Origin of the sequence: Hymenobacter oligotrophus, from assembly GCF_003574965.1 — a bacterium.
Classification (GTDB): Bacteria; Bacteroidota; Bacteroidia; order Cytophagales; family Hymenobacteraceae; genus Solirubrum; species Solirubrum oligotrophum.
The window spans coordinates 2,146,640-2,170,718 of record NZ_CP032317.1 but is presented as its reverse complement, the minus strand read 5'-3'; the positions used below and the strand labels follow the sequence as shown (position 1 = coordinate 2,170,718).

The 24,079-nt window shown below is 63.2% G+C and carries 14 protein-coding genes; 5 read left to right on the top strand and 9 right to left on the bottom strand.

Going from position 1 to position 24,079, the window contains the following annotated elements:
- Positions 1 to 38 precede the first annotated feature (38 nt).
- The 4 genes from D3Y59_RS09270 to D3Y59_RS09255 all read right to left on the bottom strand — a co-directional run bounded on the left by D3Y59_RS09270 (position 39) and on the right by D3Y59_RS09255 (position 7,474).
- Complete coding sequence (locus tag D3Y59_RS09270; RefSeq protein WP_119444800.1) at positions 39 to 1,988, bottom strand: DUF3857 domain-containing transglutaminase family protein; 1,950 nt, start codon at positions 1,986 to 1,988, stop codon at positions 39 to 41.
- Positions 1,985 to 4,027 carry a DUF3857 domain-containing protein gene (locus D3Y59_RS09265; RefSeq protein WP_119444799.1) on the bottom strand — a complete coding sequence of 681 codons (2,043 nt, stop codon included), beginning with the start codon at positions 4,025 to 4,027 and terminating at the stop codon, positions 1,985 to 1,987. The genes D3Y59_RS09270 and D3Y59_RS09265 overlap by 4 nt, the downstream gene beginning before the upstream one ends.
- 90 nt (positions 4,028 to 4,117) lie before the next feature.
- Positions 4,118 to 6,160, bottom strand: coding sequence for a DUF3858 domain-containing protein (locus D3Y59_RS09260; protein ID WP_119444798.1), 2,043 nt, complete (start codon positions 6,158 to 6,160; stop codon positions 4,118 to 4,120).
- Between the two features lie 132 nt (positions 6,161 to 6,292).
- On the bottom strand, positions 6,293 to 7,474 hold the full coding sequence (locus tag D3Y59_RS09255) for an MFS transporter (protein ID WP_119444797.1): 1,182 nt from the start codon (positions 7,472 to 7,474) through the stop codon (positions 6,293 to 6,295).
- Between the two features lie 141 nt (positions 7,475 to 7,615).
- On the opposite strand from D3Y59_RS09255, the gene D3Y59_RS09250 reads away from it, so the two are divergent.
- A complete protein-coding gene (locus D3Y59_RS09250) occupies positions 7,616 to 9,496 on the top strand; it encodes an ABC transporter ATP-binding protein (RefSeq protein ID WP_119444796.1) in 1,881 nt (626 codons plus the stop codon).
- 120 nt (positions 9,497 to 9,616) lie between these two features.
- Positions 9,617 to 10,198, top strand: coding sequence for a hypothetical protein (locus D3Y59_RS09245; protein ID WP_119444795.1), 582 nt, complete (start codon positions 9,617 to 9,619; stop codon positions 10,196 to 10,198).
- Between the two features lie 53 nt (positions 10,199 to 10,251).
- Here D3Y59_RS09245 and D3Y59_RS09240 read toward each other — a convergent pair whose 3' ends face one another.
- The 3 genes from D3Y59_RS09240 to D3Y59_RS09230 form a co-directional block, all read right to left on the bottom strand.
- Complete coding sequence (locus D3Y59_RS09240) at positions 10,252 to 11,265, bottom strand: XdhC family protein (protein ID WP_240410321.1); 1,014 nt, start codon at positions 11,263 to 11,265, stop codon at positions 10,252 to 10,254.
- 21 nt (positions 11,266 to 11,286) lie between these two features.
- Positions 11,287 to 13,596 (bottom strand): xanthine dehydrogenase molybdopterin binding subunit, encoded by a 2,310-nt coding sequence (locus D3Y59_RS09235; RefSeq protein ID WP_119444794.1) that lies wholly within the window; start codon positions 13,594 to 13,596, stop codon positions 11,287 to 11,289.
- Between the two features lie 226 nt (positions 13,597 to 13,822).
- On the bottom strand, positions 13,823 to 15,286 hold the full coding sequence (locus D3Y59_RS09230; RefSeq protein ID WP_119444793.1) for an FAD binding domain-containing protein: 1,464 nt from the start codon (positions 15,284 to 15,286) through the stop codon (positions 13,823 to 13,825).
- Between the two features lie 159 nt (positions 15,287 to 15,445).
- On the opposite strand from D3Y59_RS09230, the gene D3Y59_RS09225 reads away from it, so the two are divergent.
- Positions 15,446 to 16,048, top strand: coding sequence for a DUF4136 domain-containing protein (locus D3Y59_RS09225; protein ID WP_119444792.1), 603 nt, complete (start codon positions 15,446 to 15,448; stop codon positions 16,046 to 16,048).
- Between the two features lie 15 nt (positions 16,049 to 16,063).
- Here the strand turns inward: D3Y59_RS09225 and D3Y59_RS09220 are convergent, their stop codons facing one another.
- Entirely contained in the window at positions 16,064 to 16,984 is a 921-nt protein-coding gene (locus D3Y59_RS09220) for a hypothetical protein (RefSeq protein ID WP_119444791.1), read from the bottom strand.
- A 111-nt stretch (positions 16,985 to 17,095) separates the two neighbouring features.
- On the opposite strand from D3Y59_RS09220, the gene D3Y59_RS09215 reads away from it, so the two are divergent.
- The gene (locus D3Y59_RS09215; RefSeq protein ID WP_162910662.1) at positions 17,096 to 18,811 is read left to right on the top strand and encodes an LIC_10190 family membrane protein; all 1,716 of its coding nucleotides are present in this window, start codon (positions 17,096 to 17,098) and stop codon (positions 18,809 to 18,811) included.
- Positions 18,812 to 18,893: 82 nt separating this feature from the next.
- Positions 18,894 to 20,867 (top strand): peptidylprolyl isomerase, encoded by a 1,974-nt coding sequence (locus D3Y59_RS09210; protein WP_119444789.1) that lies wholly within the window; start codon positions 18,894 to 18,896, stop codon positions 20,865 to 20,867.
- 85 nt (positions 20,868 to 20,952) lie between these two features.
- Here the strand turns inward: D3Y59_RS09210 and D3Y59_RS09205 are convergent, their stop codons facing one another.
- Positions 20,953 to 23,892: a right-handed parallel beta-helix repeat-containing protein gene (locus tag D3Y59_RS09205; RefSeq protein WP_119444788.1), complete on the bottom strand. Its 2,940-nt coding sequence runs from the start codon at positions 23,890 to 23,892 to the stop codon at positions 20,953 to 20,955.
- Between the last annotated feature and the right edge of the window lie 187 nt (positions 23,893 to 24,079).

The following is a 24,079-nucleotide window of genomic DNA, read 5'->3' as shown; positions in this document are numbered from 1 at the left end:
GGAGTGGCTGTTGAGAAAAGTGTGGCAGTAGGTCGGTATCAGGATTCGGGCCGCACCAACACCAGCTGCATGCGGTCGGCTTTGCTGATGCGCTGGCGGAAGGCTTCGTATGCTTCGTACTGCGCGGCCTCGAAGCGGCCATTGGGCATTTGCAGCCGGCGTATGTACTGAATGCTGCCATCGGGAAGCACCTGCACCTGCGCGTCGTAGCTGCCAAACGCGGTGCGCAGCTGCACCGGCGCCGGCACCGACTCGGGCTTGTAGCCGGCCGGCACCGTAAAGCGCACGGTATCGGCATCGGTAAAGGGCAGGTGCAACACCAAGGGCGTTTGGCGTGCCCCTACTGCCGAGGCCGGTGGCGGCAAGCGGTTGAGCAAGTTAGGCACCAGAAACAGGCGCCGTCCGGTAAGCGAGGCGTAGCTGGGCAAAGCCAGCGTGAGGCGCTCCGTAACCGCGGGCAATGCGCCTAGGTGGTTGCGCTGCCAGTTGCTTTGCTCGATGGTAACGGCAGCCAACCCCAGCCGGGCATACGCCTGCTTGCGTTGCTCGTCGGGCGGCAGGGCGCTTAGCATCTGCGCCAGCTCGTCTTGCTGCCGCCCCGTCGATACGGTGCGCACCGTGGCTCGGCCAAACCCTTTGTCGTCGATTGCCACTTGCGCGTTGCGAAACTGGCCGTTGGCGGAGGCGGCGTAGGCCGGCGTGCGTACCAGCTTGCCGCCTTGCGGTGTGAGCAGCAGGGCGTGGCGGCCGCCCGTAAACGAGCCTAGGTACCCAAACGCTTCGGTTTGCGAGGTGCACTCCAGCCACACGGTATCCTTGGGCATGGGCACGCACAAAATCATGTGGTTGAACTGGTTGCTCGGAAACGACGTGCGAATGGCCGCCCGTTGCTCGCCCGCCCCAATAATGGCGCAGTAACTCTCGATGCCAGCGGCGCGCAGCAAGGCCATGCAGTAGTTCGACAGAGCCTTGCAGTCGCCGTAGCCGGTGCTGGCCACCGTGCTAGCCGGAAACGCCTGCCAGCCCCCAATGCCCAGCTGCACCGATACGTAGCGCGTGGAGTTTTGCAAGTACTCGTACACCTTGCGCACGCGCTGCCGCGGGTCGGTCACGTCCTTCAGCAAAGCCGTTACTTTGGCTTTTACCTCGGGGCTCAGCTCGGCGCGGTCCTGGTTCAGGTCGTACTCCCACTTACCCAGGCCTTGCCAGGTGGTCATGTCGCCGCGGTGGCCCTGCACCTCAAAAGCGGTAGGGGCGGTGTACACGGTAGGCACCTGCTCGGCCACGGGCGGGCTGTAGGCCTCGCGCTCGAGCGGCGGCAGGTTGGTAAGCTGCCAGGCATACACCAGCTGGCTGCCCTGCTGACTTTTGGTGACGGCACCGCCCTGCGGCAGCCGCTCCTCGAGGTAGCGCAGCGGCAGCTCGGTCGGAGTAGTTACGCGCAGGGTGGCGTGCTCCAGGCTTACGTGCTCCTCGTCTTGGGGGCTCCAGGTCGGGAAATTCAGCGTATTATCGGAGGTGTATTCGTAGGTAAAATCGGCGGTGTAGGGGTAGCGGGGCTGGCGCAGGTCGGCCACGCGCACGCGGTTGTCCTCGAAAAGGCTAGCGCCGCTTACGTTGCTGTAGTCTTTGATGTCGGCGGGGCGCAGGGTGCGCACCGCCTGGCCTTCGGCATCGTACACGGTGCCGCGCAGGTAGCTTACTTGCGTTAGCTTATCGTAGGGTACCACGGCCACGCCCCAGTTGTCGCCCTGCTCATCGAGCACGGTTACCACGCGGCGCACGGTGTGCACCATGCGCCCAGCCGCCTTCACCGCAAGCACGTCGTCTTGCTGACGAATTACGGCATGCGCACCCTGGCGTAGCGGGGCTGCAATGCTGCTGACGGGCCATTGCGGGGGCTGGCCGGCCTGGACCAGCAGCGGCGCCAAGCCCAAGGCGCCGGCCAGTGCCAACTGCTTAAGAGTGGATTTCCAACCTGGGCTCATGACTTGCGCTTCAGCACGATTTTTTCGGCTTGCTTGGCCAGCATGCGCGTGTAAAACTCCCGCAACGAAGGGTATTCCTCGCTCAAGTACAAAGCACGGCTCAGGGTCAGGCGGCTGGTAATCTGCAGCTTGTTGCCCAGGGGCGTAATGCTGAACAAGAACCGTCCCCCGCCCTCGGGCAACTCGATGGCGGTGCTGGCGGGCATCTCCTCCACGGTGTAGTTGTCGGGGAGGGTGAGGGTTACCATGTTGGTTTCTTCCAGCAGCGTGCCGAAATCAACGGGGAAGCGGCGCTCGGTGAGCAGAAAGGGGTTGCTGGCCTGATTGAGGGTTTGCAGCACGTTCAGGTAAATGGTACCTAGGGGTTGCTCCGATTCGCCGGGCACGCGCACGTCCAGGTTCAGCGACAGGGGCTTGGCCAGGGCATCCACGTTCTGGAACGCAAACTTGTCGATCTTCCAGCCGCCGTTGTTTTTCAGCAGGCTCTCCACGTATTTCTTTTCGCCTTGCTCGCGCAGGGAGTTGCGCTGCACCAGGGCCAGGTAGCCGGCGCCTTCGTCGCGCACTTTGCCCGCTAGGCTGCCGCGCTCATCGAGCGTAAGCTCGGCCGAGCGGAAGTGCACAAACCGGAACTTCGACTGCAGCGGTACCCAGGCACCTTCTTTGGCGCTGGTAATCAGGCGGCCCTGGCCGTTAAGGCACGAGGCCGGCAGCATCCCAAAGGGGGCTAGCTCCTCGGTGGCATCGGCCAGCACCTGCTGGCTATCGGGCAGCTGCACGTGCGCCACCACGTAGTTGAAGCGCGACAGCAGCGGAAACGAGGTGTTGACGTAGCCGTGCTCGCGCGTGCTCAAAATCACGGGGTTGGCTTTCAGGCCGGCGTCGCGCAGCAGCGTAATCAGCAGCAGGTTGGCATCGGCTGCCGAGCCGCGGTGCTGCTCCCAGGTTTTCCGGATAGAGCCCGTGGCGTACAGGCCCGTGCCGCTGGCCTTTACGTTGCGGCGCACCAAGTCGTGCACGGCCGCCGCGCGCTCCACCGCGTTCGGGTACTTCTGCACGATGGCGTCGATTTCCGTTTTCAGGAAGCCACCGCGGCGCAGCTGCATGCCAAAGTTTTCGCTTTCGAGCAGCTCTTGCTGCATTTTGGGCCACGAGCTGCTCATGTCGCGGTAGGGCTCGTCGGGCCAGCGCACGCCGGCCAGCTCAAAATCCAAGCGCGATACGTAGTCGCGGGTAGTGGTCATGTACGGTTCCTCGCGCAGGGCCGGCACGTTTTGCATGGCCCAGCGGTGGTGCATTACCCTAGGTGTAACGGTGGCGCTGCCTCCCGAGGTGCGGCCGTAGGTGTTGATTTCGGCCGACCAACGCACGGTGTACTGCCCGTTGCCTTCGGTGCGCTCCTGCACGGCCAGCGGCTCGTAGCCCTGCCACAGCTGCTTGTAGTCGAAGTACTCCGGAATGGCGGCGCGGTACTCGCTCCAGCGCACCGGAATGCTGTGCTGAAATTGCCAGTCCTGAAAGTTAAACAGGAAGTCAGAAGTAAGCGTGTACGTGTACTCGATAACCGAGCCCTCGCGCACGCCGGGCATGGTAAACTTGCGCAGCGTAACGTTGGCGGAGGCCTTTTCGGTGAAAGCGTTGCCGGTTTCCAGCTTCACTTTCTCAATCTGGCCGTTGGCGCCCATGTTGTAGGTGTAGCCGTGCACGCCGCTCAGCTTTTCCTCGTCGCCGCCTTTGTGGTAGAGCGGCACTTGCACGTCGGCCCACTCGTAGCCGCCTTTTTTCAGGATCTTGATGCGGGTAGTGCGCTCAAATACATACTGAAAGTTGCCTTTGGGGCCCACGTTGAAGCGCGTGCGGCCGAAGTCGCAGAGCAATACGGCATTGGCGGCGCTGTCGGCTTTAAAGGCAGCGGGGTCAAACTCTTTCGCCTCGATCTTGCCGAATTTGATAGGGTCGGCCTGACCTAGGGCCGGGATGAAAGCGGCGCTGCCAAGGGTGCCAGCCAGCGTCAGCAACAAGGGTAAACAGTGCTTCATAAATAATGGGTTAAAGAAAGTATGTGCTTAGCACGGCCGCCGAGCTAGCCGATGCCCTAGGTGATTGGGGCACGGCCCGCGGGCAGGGGGCTAGTTGGTGCGGCGAAACACGAGCGGCTCGGCGTTTTTGGCCAGCGAGCGGGTAAACAGCTCGCGCAGGGCGGCGTACTCGTGGGGCAGATACTGCGTTTTGCGCAGCTGCATGCGGCTGGTAAGGTGTAGGGTGTTGCCCTCTTGGCTTACCTGGTAGCTGTAGCGCCCAACGCCATTGGGCAGCTCTAGCTGTAGGGGTTTGGGCAACTCCTCCACGGCCAAATTGGCCGGCAAGGCCAGCTGCACGGTGGTAACAAGCTCCTGCAGCGTGCCAAAATCCACGGGGTACGCGCGCTCGGCGTGCTCGAAGGGGTTTTTGGCATTGGTAAAAAGCTGCATTACCGGCACGTACAACCGCTGCTCATTGCCGCCCGCCGAACTGGGCACCGCCAGGCCGGTTTCGAGCAGCAGCGACTGATCGGGCTTGTCCAGGTTCAGGACTTTGGCATCGGTTAGTTGCCACTCGGCGTGTTGTTGGGCAAAGGCTTTTAAGTAAGCCGGCGCGCCGCTGGCAGCCGCTGCGTGGCGCTGGGCCAGGCCGGCGTAGCCGCTGTACTCTTCGCGCAGCGTACCTTTCAGGGCGCCCTGCTCATCGAGGGCAAGGCGAGCGGTGGTAAGCTGCACGTGGCGCAGCTTGGGCGCCAACGACACCCATTTGCCGCCGGAGGCGGTAATAAGGCGGCCTTGGCCGTTGAGGCACCGCTCCGGCAAGGTGCCAGCCGCTACCAGGGGCTCGGTGGCATCGAGCAGCAAATCGGGTTGGTTGGGCGCCGTTACGGCGGCCACCACGTAGTTGAACTGGCTAAGCAGCGGCACTTCGGTTTGCACCAAGCCGTGGCTGCGCGTGCTCAGCAGCACGGGCTGGGCCTCCAGGCCGGCGTCGCGCAAGGTTTGCACCAGCAGCAGGTTCATTTCGGCCGCAGAGCCCTGGCCTTGCTCCGCTACCCGCCGGAGCGGGTTGGTGGCGTACAGGCGCTCCTGGCCGTTGTAGCGCACCTTGTTTTGCACCAAGGCCACAACCGCCGCAGCACGCGCGTTCGGCTCGGGGTACTGGGCTTTTAGGGCTTCGGCGGCGCTGTGGAGCGGCGAGCGGCCCTGCAGGCGCACGCCAAAGTCTTCTTCCTGCAGCAATTCCGAGGCAATCTTCTCCCAAGTAGAGCTTACTTGCTGCGGCCGTTGCGGATCGAACACCACCTTGTCGAGCTCAAAATCGATGGCGGCCAGGTAGTCGTTGCGAGTGGTCATGAAGGGTTCCTCGCGGAACGCCGGCACGTTTTTCATCACCCACACGCTGCGCACGGCCTTGCCCGACAGCAGCATTTGCTGGCCCGAGCCCGTGGCGGCGCTGTGCGTGCCATAATGGTCGGAGGTAGATTGGGTGTAGCCTGTGGAGTAGCCCACAATATCGCGGCCCTGCGCGGTGTAGGGCAGGTAGCCGTGCGGAATTTCCTTGTACTGAAAGTACCCCGGAATAACGGTGCGGTACTCGCTCCAAGCCACCGGTACGTCGCGCTGAAACTGCCAGTCCTGCAGGTTGAACAGGAAGTCGGACTTGATGGTGTAGGCGTACTCGATGATGCTGCCCTCGCGCACGCTCGGCAGCGAAAACTTGTGTAGGGTGTGGCGGTCGTCGAGCTTTTCTTCGAAGGTGGCCTTGCTGTCGAGCTTCTGCTTCTCGATTTTGTCGCCCACGAGGTTGTAGGTAAAGCCACGCAAGTTTAGCAGCTCTTCCTTTTTGCCCTCGCGGTGATACAGCGGCACGGCCACGTTGGCTTGCTCGTAGCCGGCTTTGTTGAGTACCAGCACGCGCGTAACCCGCTCGAACACCACCTTAAACCCGTCTTGGGCACCTACAATGCGCGAGGTGCCAAAATCGCAGAGCACAACGGCCGGCGCAGCGTCGGCGCCTTTGTACTGATTGGGCTTAAAAACGTCGGGCTCAATCTTGCCGAACTTAACGGGCTCGTCCTGAGCCGCTGCCGGGTGAGTAATAACGCCCAGCAATGCCGCCAGGCCTAGGTACCGTAAAAACAAAAGCATATAGCGCGATAAGTCCACCTAAAAGCTGGGTGGCCGCGGCTAAATGCAGGGGATACGCAGTTTTGGTAGCCTAAAAGTACACGGCTGGCTTATATCTAAAAGAAGATTGTATGAATATTTTTAGCGCTTGGGTTAGCCGCGCACCAGTTGGCGCGTAGGCTGCCGGTACAGGTATACCAAAGCGGCCACCACGCACGCCACGCTTAGGCCATGCACCCACGGCAGGCGCACGGGCTCGTTGCTGTAGAGCCAGCCGGCCAGCAGGGCACCTAGACCAATGCCCACCTCCAGAAAGATGTACATGGTAGCCACGGCACGGCCGCGGCGCTCCGGGTCGCTGAGGTCTACCGTCCAGGCGTACAGGGTGGGTGAGTTGAGGCCTGCTGCCAACCCGAACAGCACTCCCGCACCTAGGAAAATCAGCTTGCTTTGGGCCAGGGCCAGCACTACCAGTGCCACCAGCAGCATAATGGTAGAGATGCGCAGCACCGGCACGCGGCCGTAGCGGTCGGAGGCGCGGCCGGCCACCAGCCGGATCAGCAACGAGGCCAAGGTGTAGCAAGTAAAAAACAGGCCTTTGTTGTCGATGCCCAACGTGCGGCTTTGGTCGGGTATTACCGTGAGCATTACGCCGTACGGAAACAGGCACAGCAGCGTAACCACGGCCGGCGCCAGCACCTGCGTATCGAGCACCTCGTGCCACTGCAGCTTCAGCAGCCCTAGGTGAAAGCGCTGCCGCTGGGCGCGGGGCAGTGTTTCCGTCATGGTGCCCTGCACCAGCACCGAAAGCAGCGCCGCCCCCGACGACAAGTAGAACAGCGTGTTCAGTGGGAAGTAGGTGGTGAGGTAGCCGCCCAGCGCCGGCCCGGCCGCCATGCCCAATGAGCCCGCCACGCCCAGGTAGCCCATGGCCTCGCCGCGGCGCTCCAAGGGCACAATGTCGGCGATGAACGCGGCCGTGCCCGTGGGCTTAAAGCCCGTGCTGAAACCGTGCAGCAGGCGCAGCAGCAAAAAGCTAAAAACCGTGGTGGCCCACACGTAGAAAAATCCGCAGATAAAGCACACCAACGAGCCCACCACCATTACCGGAATGCGCCCCACCGTATCGGCCAGCTTGCCACTGAACGGGCGCGAAAGCCCGGCCGTGAGCGTGAACAAGGCAATGATAAAGCCTTTGTAGTCGCCGCCGCCCAGGCGCGTGAGGTGGTCGGGCAGCTCTGGAATCAGCAGGTTGAAGGAGAGAAAGAACAGAAACGAGCTAAGGCACATCAGCCAGAAACCGGCTGTGTAAACCCGGGCGGGGGCAGTAGGCATAACGAGGTAGTACGCGCGTGGTGCGGCAAAGGTAAGCCGCTGCCAACGGCCAATGGGCCCGATTGCGCACCTGGTTTGGCAGCTTTTTGGCCAAAGCGTGCAGCCGCTTGTTATGCCTTAGCGTATGCACGCGTACTACCTATGAGCTTCTGGACAAACCTCTTCAGCCGCATATCGGCCAAACGACCTAGGCCCGACGGCAAACCTGCCCTTACGCTGCGCGAGCGGGCGGCGGCCTTGCGCAACATTCCCGCGTTTATGCGCCTGGTGTGGCAAACCAGCCCTAGGTTGTTTGTGCTCAACGCGTTGCTGCGGCTGGTGCGCGCTGGCCTGCCGCTGGCCATGCTCTACATCGGTCGGCTGATTATCGACGAGGTGGTGCGCCTAAACCAAGGCAGTGCCGGCGGCCCCGTGCCGCTTACGCCGGTGCTCACGCTGGTGGCCCTGGAGTTTGGCTTGGCGGTGCTCTCCGATGCCCTGGGGCGGGCCGTGGCTTTGCTCGATTCGTTGCTGGGCGACTTGCTGGCCAACTACTCCTCGGTAAAGCTGATGGAGCACGCCGCCGAACTCGACCTCGACCAGTTTGAGGACGCTGCTTTTTACGACAAACTCGAGCGCGCCCGGCGGCAAACCCTGTCGCGCACCATGCTTATGTCGCAGCTCCTGGGGCAGGCGCAGGATATTTTGAGCATGGGCTTTTTGGCCGCGGGCCTGGTGGCTTACAACCCGTGGCTGCTGCTGTTGCTGGGCGTGGCGGTGGTGCCGGCTTTTCTGGGCGAATCGCACTTTAACGAGCGCAGCTACTCCTTGGTGCATAGCTGGACACCCGAGCGCCGCGAGCTGGACTACCTGCGCCAAACCGGCGCCTCCGACGACACGGCCAAGGAGGTGAAAATCTTCGGACTGTCGGGCTTTCTCATCGAGCGGTTCCGGACGCTGTCCACCGAGTTTTTTCTGAAAAACCGCACGCTGGCCGTACGCCGCGCCAGCTGGGGCACCGTGTTTGCCGCCATCGGTACCATGGGCTACTACGCCGCCTATTTGTACCTGATTGTGCAAGCCGTGAACGGGCGCATGACGGTTGGCCAGCTTACGTTTTTGGCCGGCTCGTTTGCCCGCCTGCGGGGCTTGCTCGAAGGCGTGCTCAGCCGTTTCAGCTCGCTGGCCGAAGGCGCCCTGTACCTGCAGGATTTCTTTGATTTCTTCCAGATGAAGCCGCGCATTGTGCGCGATGCCAGCCAGCCCTACCTGCCGTTTCCGCGGCCCATTCGCGAGGGTTTCCGGTTCGAGGAAGTGGGTTTTAAGTACCGCAACGCCGAAAAGTGGGCCTTGCGCCACCTCAACTTTGAGCTGCGCGCAGGCGAGAAGCTGGCGCTGGTGGGCGAAAACGGCGCCGGCAAAACCACCCTCGTAAAGCTGTTGGCCCGCCTCTACGACCCCACCGAAGGCCGCATTTTGCTCGACGGCCACGATTTACGCGCCTACGACCCAGCCGAGCTGCGGCAGGAAATCGGCGTCATTTTCCAAGACTTCGTACGCTTTCAGCTGCCTGCGGGCCAAAACATTGCCGTGGGCCGCATTGATGAGCGGCAAAACCAAACGCGCATCGCGGACGCGGCCAGCCGCAGCCTCGCCGACACGGTTATTGGCAAGCTGCCCGGTGGCTACGAGCAGATGATTGGGCGGCGCTTTGCCGGCGGTGTCGACCTGAGCGGCGGCGAGTGGCAGAAGATTGCCCTGGGCCGGGCGTACATGCGCGATGCGCAGTTGCTCATCCTCGACGAGCCCACCGCCGCCCTCGATGCCCGCGCCGAGCACGAGGTGTTTTTGCGCTTTGCCGAGCTAACCAAAGGCAAAACGGCCGTGCTTATCTCGCACCGTTTCAGCACCGTGCGCATGGCCGACCGCATTCTGGTAATCGAACACGGGCAGTTCGTCGAAATTGGCTCGCACCAAGAGCTGTTGGCCCGCGGCGGGCGCTACGCCGAGCTGTTCAGGCTGCAGGCCGCCGGCTACCAATAACATTTTTATTTTGTTGCAACTATTTTATGTTTTGTAGGATCATGTATATAACTTGCCGCTGCCAAGGCAATACAATCATCTTTAAATACAGCTTATTGAATACAATTACTTCTCTCCACCGTGAAACTGCCGCTTATCTTCACCCACCTGTTGCTGGGCGCATTGCTGTGTGTATGCTGCCAGCGCAAACCGTCCTCAGCCGAGGCCGTTAATGCGGTTCTTGGCGACGTTAGCTACGTCCGTAAGTTTGGCACCGAGCCTACCTCCACCACCGACGAACACCTGCGCGTAACCGCCCATTTTCAGTACGTAGAGGCCCTTTTGCAACGCAAAGGCACCCGTGCCCTTACCAACCGCCAACGCCGCAACCGCTACCACGCCCTCAAGCTGCTGCGCAATTACTGGATGGCAGGACAATACCCCGCCAACTACGATTTCCCGCACGAGCGCCGCCCCTGCTTTATCGACCGCACCGGCCGCCCCTGCGCCGTAGCGTACATCATCGAGCAAACCGCAGGCCGCGACCTGGCCGAGCAAATCACCGCCAAGCACCAGTACGACCGCATTGAGGACGTGCGCACGCCGGAGTTCCAGCGGTGGATTAAGTCGTCGGGGTTTTCCATCGATGAGCTAGCCATGATTCAGCCGACCTACGCGCCGGCTACGGCCGCCGCGCAAAAGGCCCTGGCCGCCAAGCGCTAGGTCATAGGCTACTGCCAAAAACTACCTGCAACGCCCCGTTGGTGTGCCGTGCCCTAGGTACGCGCCGCCGGCGGGGCGTTGCGCTGCTGAATAAGCTGCGCCGCTACGCTGATGGCAATTTCTTCGGGGGTGCGGCTGCCAATGGGCACGCCCACGGGCGCTTGCACCCGGCTCAGCTGGGCCTCGGTGTAGCCCTCGTGTCGTAGCTCGGCAAACAGCTGGGCAATTTTAGCTTCGCTGCCCATCAGCCCTAGGTACGCCAGCTCGTGGCCGATAAGCTGGCGCAGGGCAACGGCATCGGAGCGGTAGCCAAACGTCATGATTACCACGTAGTGGTGCGGGCCGGCGGGTACGGCGTCGGTCAGCTCGTGGTAGGGCACGCAGTGTTTTTGGTGGGCGTAGGGGTTGTCGAGCAGGGTATTTAACTCGGGCCGGTCGTCAATTACCGAGAGGTGAAAATCGAGCGTGGCCACAATGCGCGACAACGCCAGCGCCACGTGCCCAGCGCCAATGATGGTGAGCTGGTCGCGGAAGCCTAGGTGCTCGGTGTAGTGCCAGTTGTTGGCACCTAGGGTGGTTTTGGGAGCGAAGCCCAGCGGCCTAGGTACCGCGCCGGTGCCTACGTGCAAAGAGCCATCGGCGTGCACCGCCAGCCAGCCGTTCGCGGCGCGTTGCTGCATGGCTACAATCGCATCGAGCGCAGCTAAATGCTCGGGGCGCAGCGGCAGCAGCAGCAAGGTTTGCTCGCCCGAGCAAATCATGCCCGAGCGGTGGTGGGGGGCTTCGCTGCGGTGTATTTGTTGGCGCAGTAGCAATTCGTGGTTGCCTTCGGCCATGCGGCTGCGCGCTAGCTCCACAAACTTGTGCTCCATGATGCCGCCGCCCACCGAGCCCGCCATGCTGCCCCCGGAAACCGTCATCTTGAAGCCTTGCCGGCCGGGGCTCGAGCCGCTGCTGCTCACCACCAGCAGCAGCGCAACGGGCACGCCGGCGCGCAGGCACGCGCCGGCGTGCTGCCACACCGGCAAATCGCGCGGAACGGATGGAGAAGCGGTAAGCAAGCTCAAGGCAATTCCGAATAATCCAACCTAGGCTTTGGTGGCGCTTTGGGCTGCCGCCGCGGTGGGCGAAGTGTTTGCTTCGGCCCTAGGTGCGCACAACGCCATCAGCACTTTCTCGGGCGTGATGGGCGCCGAAAACGCCGGCGCAACATCGGGCCGGGCAGCCCGAATGGCGTTGCGCACGGCAAAGTAGCCGCCGATGCCGTACATCAGCGGCGGCTCGCCTACGGCTTTGGAGCGCAAAATGGCCCTGGGGTGGCCTTCGGTTTCCAGGAACTCGATCTGCACATCGGCGGGCACCGAGTACAAATCGGGCACTTTGTAGGTGCTGAGGGTATTGCTGAGCAGGCGGCCTTGCTCGTCGTACAGCAGCTCTTCCATGGTCATCCAACCCAAACCTTGCACCAAGCCGCCTTCCACCTGGCCGCGGTCGATGCCCGGGGCCATGCTCTGGCCAAAGTCGTGCACGAGGCGCACGGCATCGAGCACGTAGGTGCCGCGCAGCACATCCACGGTGGCTTGCACGGCGGCGGTACCGTACACGTGGTAGGCAAAGGGGTAGCCGCTTTCGGTTTTCTGATCAAACCACAAGTCGGGCGTGGCGTAGTGGGCGTTTTCTGATAGGCTGATGCGTTTCCAGTACGCCGCAGCCACCAGCTTTTCCCAGTCCGACTCGATGGGGTGCCCGGCTGTGAGCACCCGCTCGTCGCAAATCTCCAGGCCTTCTTCGGCTACGCACAGCTCCTCGGCGGCCAGCGCCAGCAGGCGCTGGCGCAGCTGCTCGCAAGCCAGCTGCACGGCCTTGCCATTAAGGTCGGCGGTGGCCGAGGCGGCCGAAGGCGAGGTATTGGCTACGCGCGTGGTGTTGGTGGTTTCGATGCGGATGCGGTTGCTCCGGATACCTAGGGTGCGTGCCGCCACTTCCACCATTTTGGTGTTCACGCCCTGGCCCATTTCCACGGCGCCGGTGCTGATGCCCACCGAGCCATCGGTGTATATGTGCACCAAGGCGCGGGCCTGGTTCATGGCCGTTTTGGTAAACGAAATGCCGAAGCAGATGGGCATGATGGCCAATCCGCGCTTGCGCAGCGTGTTGCTTTGGTTGAAGGCATCCACCTCTTGTTGCCAGTTGCCTAGGCCGAAGGCTTGCTCGGCGCGGTGCCAGCAAGCATGGGCGTTGCACAGCTCGGCCGGTTGCCCAAACGGGAACGTGTCGCCCTCGCGCAGCAGGTTGCGCCGCTGAATTTCGGCGGCCGTTACGCCCAATTGCTCGGCCGCTTTGGCAATAGCCGACTCAATCACGAACATGCCCTGCGGCCCGCCAAACCCGCGGAAAGCCGTGTTGGGCGGCAGGTTGGTGCGGCAGCTGTAGGCCGTGGCCTGCACATTCGGAATGAAATAAGTATTGGTGCTATGGAACAGCGTACGCTCGAGCACCGCCGGCGACAAATCGGCCGCGGCGCCGGCATTCTGGTAGAAGGTAACTTCGTAGGCCAGCAGCTTCAGGTCGGCCGAAAGCCCCAGTTTGTAGTCGGAGGAGTAGGGGTGGCGCTTGCCCGTCATGCGCAAGTCGTCGTGGCGGGGCAGCACCAGCTTCACGGGCTTGCGGAGCAGGTAGGCACCTAGGGCCGCCAGCACCGCCCACGGGGTAGCCTGGTCTTCCTTGCCGCCAAAACCGCCACCCAGGCGCACCACATCCACCTCGATGCGGTGCATGCCAATGCCCAGCACCCGCGCCGCGTGGCGTTGGGCGGCGGTAGGGCCTTGGGTTGATGAGTGCACGCGCACCCCGCCTTGCTCGGTGGGATAAGCGTAGGCGCCCTGCGTTTCGATGTACAAATGTTCTTGCCCGCCGCTTTCGGCCGTGCCCTCGATGATGTGCGCGCACTCGGCCCACGCCGCGGTTGGGTCGCCGAGGCGGAAGGTGCGGGGCGGCACAATCAGCTCGCCTTGCGCATAGGCCACCCGCGGGTCAGTTATCACGGGCAGCGGCTCGATGTCGGCCTCAATCAGCTTGGCGGCGGCGCGCGCTTGTGGTTCGGTTTCGGCCAGCACCAGCGCCACCGGCTGCCCCCTGAAATGCACATGTCCTTCGGCCAGCAGCGGCTCGTCGGGTACAATGCCACCAATTTGGTTTTCGCCGGGTATGTCGGCGGCCGTAAGGATGCGTACCACGCCGGGCGCAGCCAAAGCAGCCTCCAGGCGCAGGCCGTTCAGCTTACCGTGAGCTAGGGGCGAGGCGTACACGGCCGCGTGCAAGGTGCCGCGCTGCACCGGAATATCGTCGAGGTATTGCGATTCGCCGCGCACGTGGCCGGCAGCGTCGAGGTTGTACATGGATGGGAATGCGAAGCAATAAAACTCCCCTCCTCAGCTGAGGAGGGGATGTTGCCGCTTTAGCGGCAACGGGGGTGGTTGGGGCGTTGCTGGCGTTGTTGACCTAGGGCTTATTGAGTATGGTTGATTGAAGTTGCTGCCTAACATCAGCAACGATTAACCACCCCAGCCGCGCCTTCGGCACGGCGTCCCCTCCTTAAAGAAGGAGGGGAGTTTAGGCCTTCGGCTACACCAGCGCCGCCAGGCTAACGTGCTGCGGAAAATGCTCCAGAAAATGCGCGTACAGCAGCTGGCGCAGCAATAGGCGCTTGTATTCGGCGGTGCCGCGCGCATCGCTAATCGGGCTGATTTCTTGCTGCGCGACCTCGTTGAGGCCGCGTAGCGTGTCGGGCGTAAGTTCTTTACCGATCAGGTAAGCCGATGCCTGCCCTAGGTACAAGGGCGTGGGCCCCACGCCGCCAGCCGAGAGGTGCGCCTCCTGCACCTCGCCGTCGGCCACGCGCAGCCGAGCGGCCGAGTTTACGCTGGCAATATCGAGGTGCGTGCGCTTGCTTACTTTCTCGAAGTTGAACACTTCGCCTGCAACCGGTGGCTGAAAGCGAATTTCGGCAATCTGCTCGTCGGGGCGGCGGTCGAGCTGTTTGTAGCCGCGGTACAGCTGGCGCAGCGGCAAGGTGCGCTGCTGGCCGGCGGCATCTTGCAGCGTCAGCTCGGCTCCCAGGGCCAGGAAGAAGATGGTAAGGTCGCCGATGGGCGAGGCATTCACGAAGTTGCCCGCCACCGTGGCCATGTTGCGGATGGGGGTGCTCGATACCAACTTGAGGTGCCGCGCTAGCTGCGGAAAGTGGCGCTGCATCAGCTCGGAGCGGCGCAGGTCTTCCACAGTGGTGGCGCCACCTAGGGCCACTTGCCCGGCGGGCAACTCGCGCACGTAGCAGCGGGTAGCGTGGCCGTAAAGCAGGTTAACCTCGGCGGCCAGCACCTCGTCGGGCCGCTGCACCAGCAAATCGGTGCCGCCGCCAAGCAGCCAGCTGGCCGGTAGCTCGGCTGAAGCAGGCGTGCGGCCGCCGGTTTGGGCGGCCACATCGGCCGCCGTGGCAGCGCGCACCTGGGCCAGCTTAGCGGGCATTTGGGCGAAGTAGCTGGGCACAAAGCCTTGGGTAATCAGCCACTCCAGGCGGGCCGGAGCCGCATCGCGCTCCAGCAAGTGCGCTGCCAGCTTATCGGCCGCGCGCTCCAACGACTTGTAGCCCGTGCAGCGGCAAATGTTGCCGTCCATGGCTGCCCGCGTGGCCTCGGGGGTAGCCGCGCCACCTAGGCAGTGGCCCGTCAGCGACATCACAAAACCGGGCGTGCAAAAGCCGCACTGCGTGCCGCCCTCGGCCACTACGGCGTGCTGCACTGGCGTGAGGGCGCGGTCTGCGGCGGGGCTGATGCCCTCGACGGTTACGATGTGGCGGCCGTGCGCATTGCCCAGCGGCGTGAGGCAGCTTGTCATGCTCTGGTAGCGCACGGTTTGCTCGTCGGGCTGCAACTCGCCTACCAGCACGGTACAGGCGCCGCAGTCGCCCTCGCGGCACCCGATTTTGGTGCCGGTAAGGTGCTGCTGATACCGGATGAAATCGAGCAGGGTGCTGCCGGCGGGTTGCGCGGGCCGCACCAGTTGGTCGTTGAGGTAAAATTCAAGCATAAGCAAAGCCCCAAACAAGGCCGGAAAAGCAATATAGCAAATCCGGAGGCCATTGGTTTGCGGTTCAGCTTATGATTTGAGTATCAATGTATAGAGTTTTTGCGTAGCGAGATTTTTAAGTACCTTCTGGATTCACTGCCACCGTTTCGTTTCGAGCCTATGAAACCCACCGCTACCGCTTCTGCCGCCTTGTTAAGCTTGTTGCTCAGTGGCTGTTTTACCGCCCGCGAAAGCCGCATCGAGTCGGATTACAGCTATGCCGGTAACTTCCGCCACTACCGCACCTTCGCATTCATGCAAAGCATGCCCACCCTGGAGGCCGATACGGCCATTTCGGTGGATAAAACCGTGCGCGAGGCCATCCAAACGCACCTTCGCTCGCAGGGGTACCGCCTCAACCAGCGCCGCCCCGATTTGCTGGTTTCGTTTCGGGTGTACGACGGGGCTATGCGCTTTACCGGCTACGACCAGCCCGACCTCATGCACTGGCTTAAGCAAGATGTAGTGGAAACCGAAGACTTACCCGTGGATCAGCGCCAGGGCTACGACCGCGTGCGCTACCTGCTCAGCGACGGCACGCTGCTCATCACCCTCATCGACCACCGAAACGGCCGGGCCGTGTGGCAGGGCTACGCCTCCAACGTAACCGCTCCCAACACGGCCCAGGCCTCCATGGTTATGCGCCGGGCAGTGCGCTCCATCTTCGACCGCTACCGCGTGCTGTCGGAAGACTACATGCAGCAAAACGCCGCCCAGCACTAGCACCTAGGGCAGCGCCTACCGCCCGCTGCCGGGTATGCGAATTTGCAGCCCCAACGACGGAATAAACGTGAAGCCCTTGAGCTGGGCCGTACGGTTGTTGAGCAACTGGTACGTGCCGTAGTTTTGATAATACACGGCCAAAGCAGGCAGCACGTACACGTAACGGTACCCGAACTTCGCATTCACGAAACCACCTAGGGCCCCAAAGCTCTGGCTGGCTTTTATTGCCGGAATCCGCTCGCTTACCTGTCCGCTGCCCGGCCCGGTGTACAGCCGGCCGGGCTCGAAGCGGTACGTCAGAAACGAGCGGGTGTAGGCCAAGCCGTAGGCAATGTGGCCGATTTCCTCTTCGGCACCTAGGGATTGGCTGAACACCAGCGGCACCATAATGTCGTAACGGCGGGCCCGGAAACCCAGTAGCTGCTCGGCGTCGTCGAGGAAGGGAATGCTGGGCAGCTTGGCCCGCTGCGCCGACAGCTGCAGCCCGATGCTGGCGTAGGTAGCGCCGGCCTGCCCGCCGGGGCGCTCGGGCGTGCCGGTAGGGCCCAGGAACTGGTACATGGCATCGAGGCTGTGCGCCCCGAACGAATATTTATAGCCGACATCCACGCGGTTGGCCACCCCGTAGCGCAGGTACAAATCGGGCGCGAGCTGCACCGGATCGAGCACGTAGGCCAAGGCAGCGGCCTGCACCCGATCAATGGCCGGGCGGTAATTCACCGTGTCCTGCGTGGCGGCTTTTTCGGCCAAGTCCTTTACGGCGCCGGTTGCCTGGCTAAGGGCCTCGTTGCCAACGTTCATCACGAAGTCGCCGCCGATCTTGAACTCGCCCTTGGGCGTAACTTTGCCGGAATGAATAACGGCCCGCGGCGCGCTGCAAGCAGCGGCGGCCAGGAGCAGTACGGGCAGCAGGCGGGTAGGGGAGAGGTGCAGCATGGGCTTCGGCGTTAGGGTAGCAAAAGTGCGGGTAATAGTAGGCGGTTGCCAAAAATCGGGCCGCGTTGTGGATTGGTGCGCCGGCGGGTTTTGCCCACCTTTGCGCTCCGCATGCTTACGGTACTTTTAATCTGGCTGATAACGGCCGTTGTTACAACCACCCTTGGCGTTGCCGCTTTTCGCTTGGCGCAGCGGTGCGGCGTGGGCGGAGCCAGCCGCTTACCCGCGCCCGAGTGGCTGAGCCTGGTAGGACTGGCCCTGCTTACGGCGCTGCTGCAACTTTGGTCGTTGGTGGCGGCTGTGGATGCGTGGGCGCAGGCCGTGGTGGCCCTAGGCGTTGGAACTTTGCTGATACTCCAACGGCAACAGGTGCGCGCGCTCTGGCAAGCGCAGTGGCCCGCCCGTTGGGATGCCCCCGCCAAGGCCGGCGGTTTGTTGCTGCTGCTGCTGTTGGGTTGGCTGCTAATGTTTGGCACCCAGCGCCCCACCAATTTCGATGTGGGCCTGTACCAGCTGCAAACCTTGCAGTGGACGGAGCGCTACCCCGTGGTGCTAGGCCTAGGCAATTTGCACGGCCGGCTGGCTTTCAACTCCAGCTTGTACCTGCCCATGGCCTTGCTGCGCTGGCCCACAGCCTATGGTCCGGCCTACGGCCTAAGCAGCTATTTGTATCCGCTGATGGCCGTGGTGGTGGTACGGGCGCTGGTTGCGGCCATGCGCAACCCCGAAGCCGATGCCCGCAGGGTGTGGGTGCCGATGCTCTTGTTTCTGCTGCTGATGTACAACTTTCAGGTGTGGTTGTCGTCCGTCACGGCCGATTGCACCACGGCAGCGTTGCTGGCGCTTACGCTGCTGTGGTATAGCCAACACCCACCGGCCAGCGCCACCGAGGCCGAGCGTTTGGTGCTGCTGGTGTTAGCTGCCTTGGCGGTTACGTTCAAGCTTTCGGCAGCGCCCGTTTTGCTGCTGCCGCTGTATGCTACTTGGGTGCACCGGGCCGCGCACCGCTGGCCGCGCACCTGGCTGCTGCCCCTTGGGCTGGGTTTGCTGCTGGGCCTGCCCTGGCTTACGCGCAACATGTTGCTTACCGGCTACCTCATCTACCCGCTGCCCGCGGTTGATTTGTTTGACGTGGACTGGAAGCTGCCCTACGAGTACGCCCGCATGGAGCACAGCATGGTGGTGAACTTAGCGCGCAACTCAGCCCAGAGCCCTTACGCTCCGCCGCACCAAACGCTGTGGGAGTGGCTACCCAATTGGTGGGCACCGATGCAAGGCTATTGGGGAACTATGGTAGTACTGGCACTAGGTTCGCCGCTGGTGGCGGCTTGGCGGTGGCGCCGCCCGCGCACCCCCGCCGAGGAAGGTTGGGCCGGAGCCTGGCTAGTGGCCTGGTTGGGGTGCATGTTTTGGTTTGTGGCTGGGCCCGATTTTCGTTTTGGGGCGGGTTTTCTGGTGGTGGCCGCTATCTGGCCTTGGGCAGGGCCCCGCTGGCCAGGCCCCGCGCAACGCGGGCTAATGGCGTACTTGCCCTGGGCCCTGCTCACGGTGTGGGTTATCCACAACTTGCGCGACCAACTGTACTACGTACGCACGCAGCCCTACCAGTTTGTACTACGCATTGCGCAGCCCGAGTTGGCCCCCGTACCGCCTACCGTGTTGCTGCCTATCGCGCCCAACCTGCGTGTGCGGGTGCCGCGTAGCGGCACCCAGTGCTGGGGCGCCGAGCTGCCGTGCACGCACTGCGTGGAGGAAGGTTTGGAGCTCCGCGGAGCTACCTTAGCCGACGGCTTCCGAACAAGATTGCCAGTACCCACAGGCAAGTAGCTGGCTGCAGTTGGCTTACGGCTGCCGCCTACTTTGCCACTGGCGTAGCCGATGCGCCCGGCTTTTCCTAATTTCCGGCGCTATGATGCGCCCCTCCGCCCTCCTTCCGCTTGCCCTGCCCGCGCTGCTGGCAGCCTGCACCACCGCCCGCGTGCCCCAAAACGCGGCCGCGCTCAATCAGTTTGCGGCCGATACCACCCTGCGGCGCATTGCCACGGCGCAAGATCAGCGCCAAACCGCTGCGCTGCGGCCGTTTCTGCAAAGCCCCAAGGTGCGTTACCGGCAGGCCGCGGCCTCGGCGTTTGGCTCGGTGCAGGACAAAGCCGCGCTGCCCGATTTACTAGGTGCTTTGTCGGATGCTGCGCCCGAGGTGCGCCAGGCGGCGGCGTTTGCCCTAGGTCAAACAGCCGATAGCGCGGCGGCGGCTCCGTTGGCCAACCAAATCAATACGGAAACCGATGCCCGCGTGCGGCGCACCCAGCTGGAGGCCCTTGGCAAATGCGTGGGTAAAGGTTCGGTGGCCTTGCTGTTGCGCGTTCCCGCCAACCCCGGCGCCGATACGCTGGCTACCATCGGGCAGGCTTGGGGCTTGTACCGGGCCGGGCTGCGCGGCATCACCTCCGAAACCAGCGTGCGCCGGGCCGTGAGCCTGCTCGCCCGGCAACAGCCGCTGGAAGCCCGACTGGCGGCCGCCCAAACGCTGGCCCGCACACCTCGCCTCGACCTAACGGCCTACGAAGCCCCCGTTGCCACCGCCGCTACCTCCGACCCCAGCTACGCCGTGCGGGCCGGAGCCACCGCTGCCCTAGGTAAAGTCAAAACCCCCGGCCTGGCCGCCACGCTGGCCAGCATCTTGCGCCGCGACACTGATTACCGGGTGCGCGTAGCCGCGTTGCGCGCCATGAACGCCTCGATGTACGTGCCCGTGAAGGAGGCCGCGTGGGCCGCCCTCGACGATGCCAACGCGCAAGTGGCCGTTACGGCTGCCGAGTTCTTCCTCAACCACGCTTCGGGCGAAACGGGCCAGCTGTTCCGGGATAAAGCCGAGCGCATGAACTCGTGGCGGGCACGTTCGGTGCTGTTTGCTGCCGCGCTCAAGCACGCTTCGGCCGAGGAAAAAGAGCCCATCCGCAAGGCCATTCAGCAGCGCTACGCCGGCGCTGCGGCCAACCCCTACGAGCAGGCGTTTTTGCTGAAGGCGCTGGGCGAGGACCCGGGCGCGTATGCGTTCATTGAACAAGCAACGTTTGCGCCGAAGCAACCCGCCGTGGTAAGCACCTACGGCATAGAGGCCTTGGTGGCGCTGCGCAACAACCCGGCGTTTCCGGCGGGGCAGCAGCCGCTGTTCATTCAAACCCTCGAAAAAGCCATAGCCAGCAACGACGTGGCCCTGATTGGTACCGCTGCCGGCGCCCTACACGACGCCAAGCTTAACCTGCGCAACGAGTACCGCAACCTCGATTTGCTCCGGCAGGCGCAGCAGCGCATTGTGCTGCCCCGCGACGTGGAAGCCTGGCAGGCCCTGCAGCAAGCCCTCGATTTCCTCGAAAGCAAAGCTACGCCCACGCCTACACCCAGCGCCGCTGCCCAACACCCCATCGACTGGAAGCTGGTAGCGGGCATACCGGCCGGGCAACGCGCGGTGGTGCACACCTCCAAGGGCGATGTGGTGCTGCGCTTGTTGGTGGAGGAGGCCCCGGGCTCGGTAGCCAGTTTTGTGCAGCTGGTGCACCAAGGCTTTTACAACGGCAAAAACTTTCACCGGGTGGTGCCCAACTTTGTGGCCCAGGGCGGCTGCCCCCGCGGCGACGGGTGGGGCGGCACCGATTACACCCTGCGCTCGGAGTTTGCCGACCGTCAGTACGCTGAGGGCGCTGTGGGCCTGGCCTCGGCCGGCAAAGACACCGAAAGCTGCCAGTGGTTTATTACGCACAGCCCCACGCCGCACCTCGATGGCCGCTACACCATTTTTGCCGTGGTGGAGCGCGGCATGGAGGTGGTGCACCGCATCGACATCGGCGACCAAATCCGGAGCGTAGAGCTGCAAAAGCCCTAGGTGCCAAACGCCCCCGCAAGCACCAAGGCCCGCCGGATCGGCTGATCCGGCGGGCCTTGGTGCTTGCGGGGGCGTTTTAACGGAGCTATTGCACCAGCAGTTGCTGGGCGGCTTCGTCGAGGCCGGGGCCGCTCACGCGCACCAGGTACAGGCCCGGTTTCAGGCGGTTGCCTAGGTCGAGCTGCACGGTTTGGCCGTTGGCAGGCACTTGGGTGCTCCAGGCCACGCGGCCCGCGGCATCAAGCACGCGCACGGTAACTGCGCCGGTAGTTGGGCTGGGCAGCCGTAGGTTCAACTCGCGCGAGGCCGGGTTCGGGAACAGCGCCAGCGTACCTGGGGCTGCCAGCAGGCGCACGGCCGCAATGGGCGAGTAAGTGGCTTTGCCGTCGGTATCGAGCTGCCGCAGGCGGTAGTACACCACGTCGGTAAGCCCGGAGGCATCGAGCAGGGTGTAGTGCTGCGGCTGCGAGCTGGTGCCGGCCCCCCGCACAAAGCCCACGTACTGCCACTTTTCGCCGTTGCGGGCGCGCTCTACTTCAAAGCCGCGGTTGTTTTTTTCCTGGGCCGTGGTCCAGTGCAGCCGAACGCTGCCGTCGCCCACGGCCTCGGCCCGGAAAGCCGTCAGCTCGACGGGCAGCGGGTTGATGGGGCTTACCGAGGCCAAACTGAATACCCCAAAACTGTTGACGGTGCCGGACGTAACCGAGCCGCTCGCCGCCGCGCCGGTAGTGCCGGTGTTGCCTTCGTTTACCCACGCGCTGCCGCTAAGCCGGGCCACGCGCAGCTCCGGCAACGACACCACCCCGCTGCGGGCGCCGTCTTCCCAAAACAGCTGCACCTGCACGTTGGCATTGCCGGCGCTGCGCTCCAGCAGCCAGTGCTCTACGCTGCTGGCGTTGCTAAGCGGCGGCTGCACGGCCGCAACGCCCGCTCCTTGCGCACGGTACTCCGCCGTAAAGGCGCTGCTTGTGGTGTTGGGCGCCGAAATACCTAAGCGACCCAGCACGCCGCTCTGGCCCACCGGAAACACAAAGGCATCGTTGCCGAGCTTGCGCAGCGGGCCCTGCACGTAGCTGCCCGCGTTGCCGCCACTGGCGGTGGCATTGTCGGCCAGGGTAAGCAAATCGGTGCTGGTGCTGCTGATAAGGCCGCTGGTAAGCGTCAGGCTGTTGTCGATGGTGAGCGGCGCGCGCAGCGTAAGCGTTTTGCCAACTCCGTTCATAGTCAGGTCGCGCACGCTCACGGGGGCGCCTTCCTGCGGCAAAAACACGTTTTTATCAATTACCAAGCTTTCGAGGTAGCTGCCCGGTGCGGCATCAATGGTGCCGCCGTCGGTAAGCATCAGCACAGCCTCCTGCAGGTTGCCCAAGGTGCCCGCCGCCGATGGGCTGCTGGCCGCCACGTTCAGGTAGCTGAAATCGGGCTGAAAGCCGGCCGCGGGCGAGGTGTCGGTGCCGCTGTTCAGGTAGGGGCTGATGTCGAGGCGGCCCGTGGTGCCTGTGGAGTTTTGCGTAGCAAAGCTGCCGTTGAGCGTGCGTACCAGCCCGCCGGTGCCGCTGGCACCCATCATGGCTACGGCATCGGTGCCGCCTAACCAGTTCAGGCTGGCATTCACTACGTTCGTCAGATTGATGGCCCGCAAGGGAAACACGCTGCAACTATCGATGCGGTTTTGGTTGATGCTGTCGCCGGCCGAAACAAGCAAGGTGTTGCCGCCGGCGCCGTAGTACGCACCTATGGCGCTGCTGCTGCCAGCGGGCCGATCTTGTATCTGAATGCCGTATTCGCACTGCGACACCACGTTGCGCAGCACCTTGTTATTCGAGCCCTCGAGCACCATGCCGAACGCATTCACCCCAAACCCAGCTAGGTTGCCCGGCAGGTAGCCGCGTACCACATTGCCTTCAATCCAAGCGCCGCCGGTGGTTAAGTCGCTGGCAAAGCCGCCTGTTGGGTTTTCAAGGGTTGCGCTCCGGTCGCGGTCGATGAAGGCAATGCCGGCGTTGTCGAACTGCGGTTCGGCGGGCAGGGCCTGAATGGCGCGCAACACAAAATTGTTGCGGATAACAAAGCTGCCCGGCCCTGTGCTGCGCCCCGTGCCCGCGCACGATTTCAGCTCCAGGCCGTTGGAAGCGTTATTGCGGATAACGTTGTTCTCGATCAGGGCCGCAAACGTGGTGTTGGGGCCCCCGGCCGTCAATCGGCCCGTAGCACCTAGGATCGACATGGCCGCGCCGCCGTTCAGCCCAAACTGGCAGTTGCGAATAATGAGGCCGCTCACGCTGCCGTCGTTTACATCAATGCCTGCCCGGCGGTTTTGCTCGAACACGCTGTTTTCAATCAGAAAAGCATGCTTGTGCCCGCTTTGAATTAGCAAGCCCCGCCCGGCGCCGTTGGCCCCACCGCCTGTGCCTCCCGAAAACGCTGTGCCCGTAGCCCGCAAGCGCCGAAACGTGATGCGCTCCGAGCCCACGGGGTTGTTGCCTACCGCGTTCCAAAACACACCCTGGCGGCGGTTGCTGGCCACTTCCACGTCTTCAATTAGAAAATCGTGTTTGCCGTTGCCGTTGTTGGTCTGAATGCCAAAGTCGTAGTTGCGCAGCGTGAGGTTGGCAATGGTAACCGGTGCCGCGGGCGTGCCGCCGCTGGTGGTTATCAGAATGCCCGTGGTACCATCTGGCGCCGTGAGCAGTTGGCCCTCGAGCACGGTAGCCGAGGCCGTGCCGCCTGCCGCCGTGCCCGCGCCCCGCAACGATACGTTGCTGCCGAGCACCACCTGTTCGGTGTACGTGCCCGCATCGATGCGTACGGTACTGCCCTCGGGTAATTCCTGCAAGGCCCGCGCGACGGTGCGGTAGGGCGCGGCGGCCGTGCCGGTGCCAAGGGCATCGCTGCCGGGCGCCGAGGTGTACACGTCGCCCGCGGTAACGGCATCGTTTACATACACGGTGGTTTGCGCCCGGGCGGCCTGCAAAGCCGCGCCCGAAAGCAGCGCCACTAAAGTCAAGCGTAAGGTTGTTTTCATGGAGTAGGTGGAATGGGATCAGTAAGCGAGGCAGCGCAGCTTGGTATCGCAGCCCGGCAACCGAAGTTGCCGTGGCTGCCCGCTCGCCTTTGGCTTGGCGAGCAACGGAGAGCAGCAAGGAAATAATGAAGCTACATTGGTATTTTATAATGATGCCATAGTAATATAGTTGTTAATTCGGTGTGCT

Bases quoted from the DNA above. Each gene is read 5' to 3' on its own strand.
- D3Y59_RS09270 (WP_119444800.1), bottom strand. From the start codon at position 1,988: ATGAGCCCAGGTTGGAAATCCACTCTTAAGCAGTTGGCACTGGCCGGC.
- D3Y59_RS09265 (WP_119444799.1), bottom strand. From the start codon at position 4,027: ATGAAGCACTGTTTACCCTTGTTGCTGACGCTGGCTGGCACCCTTGGC.
- D3Y59_RS09260 (WP_119444798.1), bottom strand. From the start codon at position 6,160: ATGCTTTTGTTTTTACGGTACCTAGGCCTGGCGGCATTGCTGGGCGTT.
- D3Y59_RS09255 (WP_119444797.1), bottom strand. From the start codon at position 7,474: ATGCCTACTGCCCCCGCCCGGGTTTACACAGCCGGTTTCTGGCTGATG.
- D3Y59_RS09250 (WP_119444796.1), top strand. From the start codon at position 7,616: ATGAGCTTCTGGACAAACCTCTTCAGCCGCATATCGGCCAAACGACCT.
- D3Y59_RS09235 (WP_119444794.1), bottom strand. From the start codon at position 13,596: ATGTACAACCTCGACGCTGCCGGCCACGTGCGCGGCGAATCGCAATAC.
- D3Y59_RS09230 (WP_119444793.1), bottom strand. From the start codon at position 15,286: ATGCTTGAATTTTACCTCAACGACCAACTGGTGCGGCCCGCGCAACCC.
- D3Y59_RS09225 (WP_119444792.1), top strand. From the start codon at position 15,446: ATGAAACCCACCGCTACCGCTTCTGCCGCCTTGTTAAGCTTGTTGCTC.
- D3Y59_RS09220 (WP_119444791.1), bottom strand. From the start codon at position 16,984: ATGCTGCACCTCTCCCCTACCCGCCTGCTGCCCGTACTGCTCCTGGCC.
- D3Y59_RS09215 (WP_162910662.1), top strand. From the start codon at position 17,096: ATGCTTACGGTACTTTTAATCTGGCTGATAACGGCCGTTGTTACAACC.
- D3Y59_RS09210 (WP_119444789.1), top strand. From the start codon at position 18,894: ATGATGCGCCCCTCCGCCCTCCTTCCGCTTGCCCTGCCCGCGCTGCTG.
- D3Y59_RS09205 (WP_119444788.1), bottom strand. From the start codon at position 23,892: ATGAAAACAACCTTACGCTTGACTTTAGTGGCGCTGCTTTCGGGCGCG.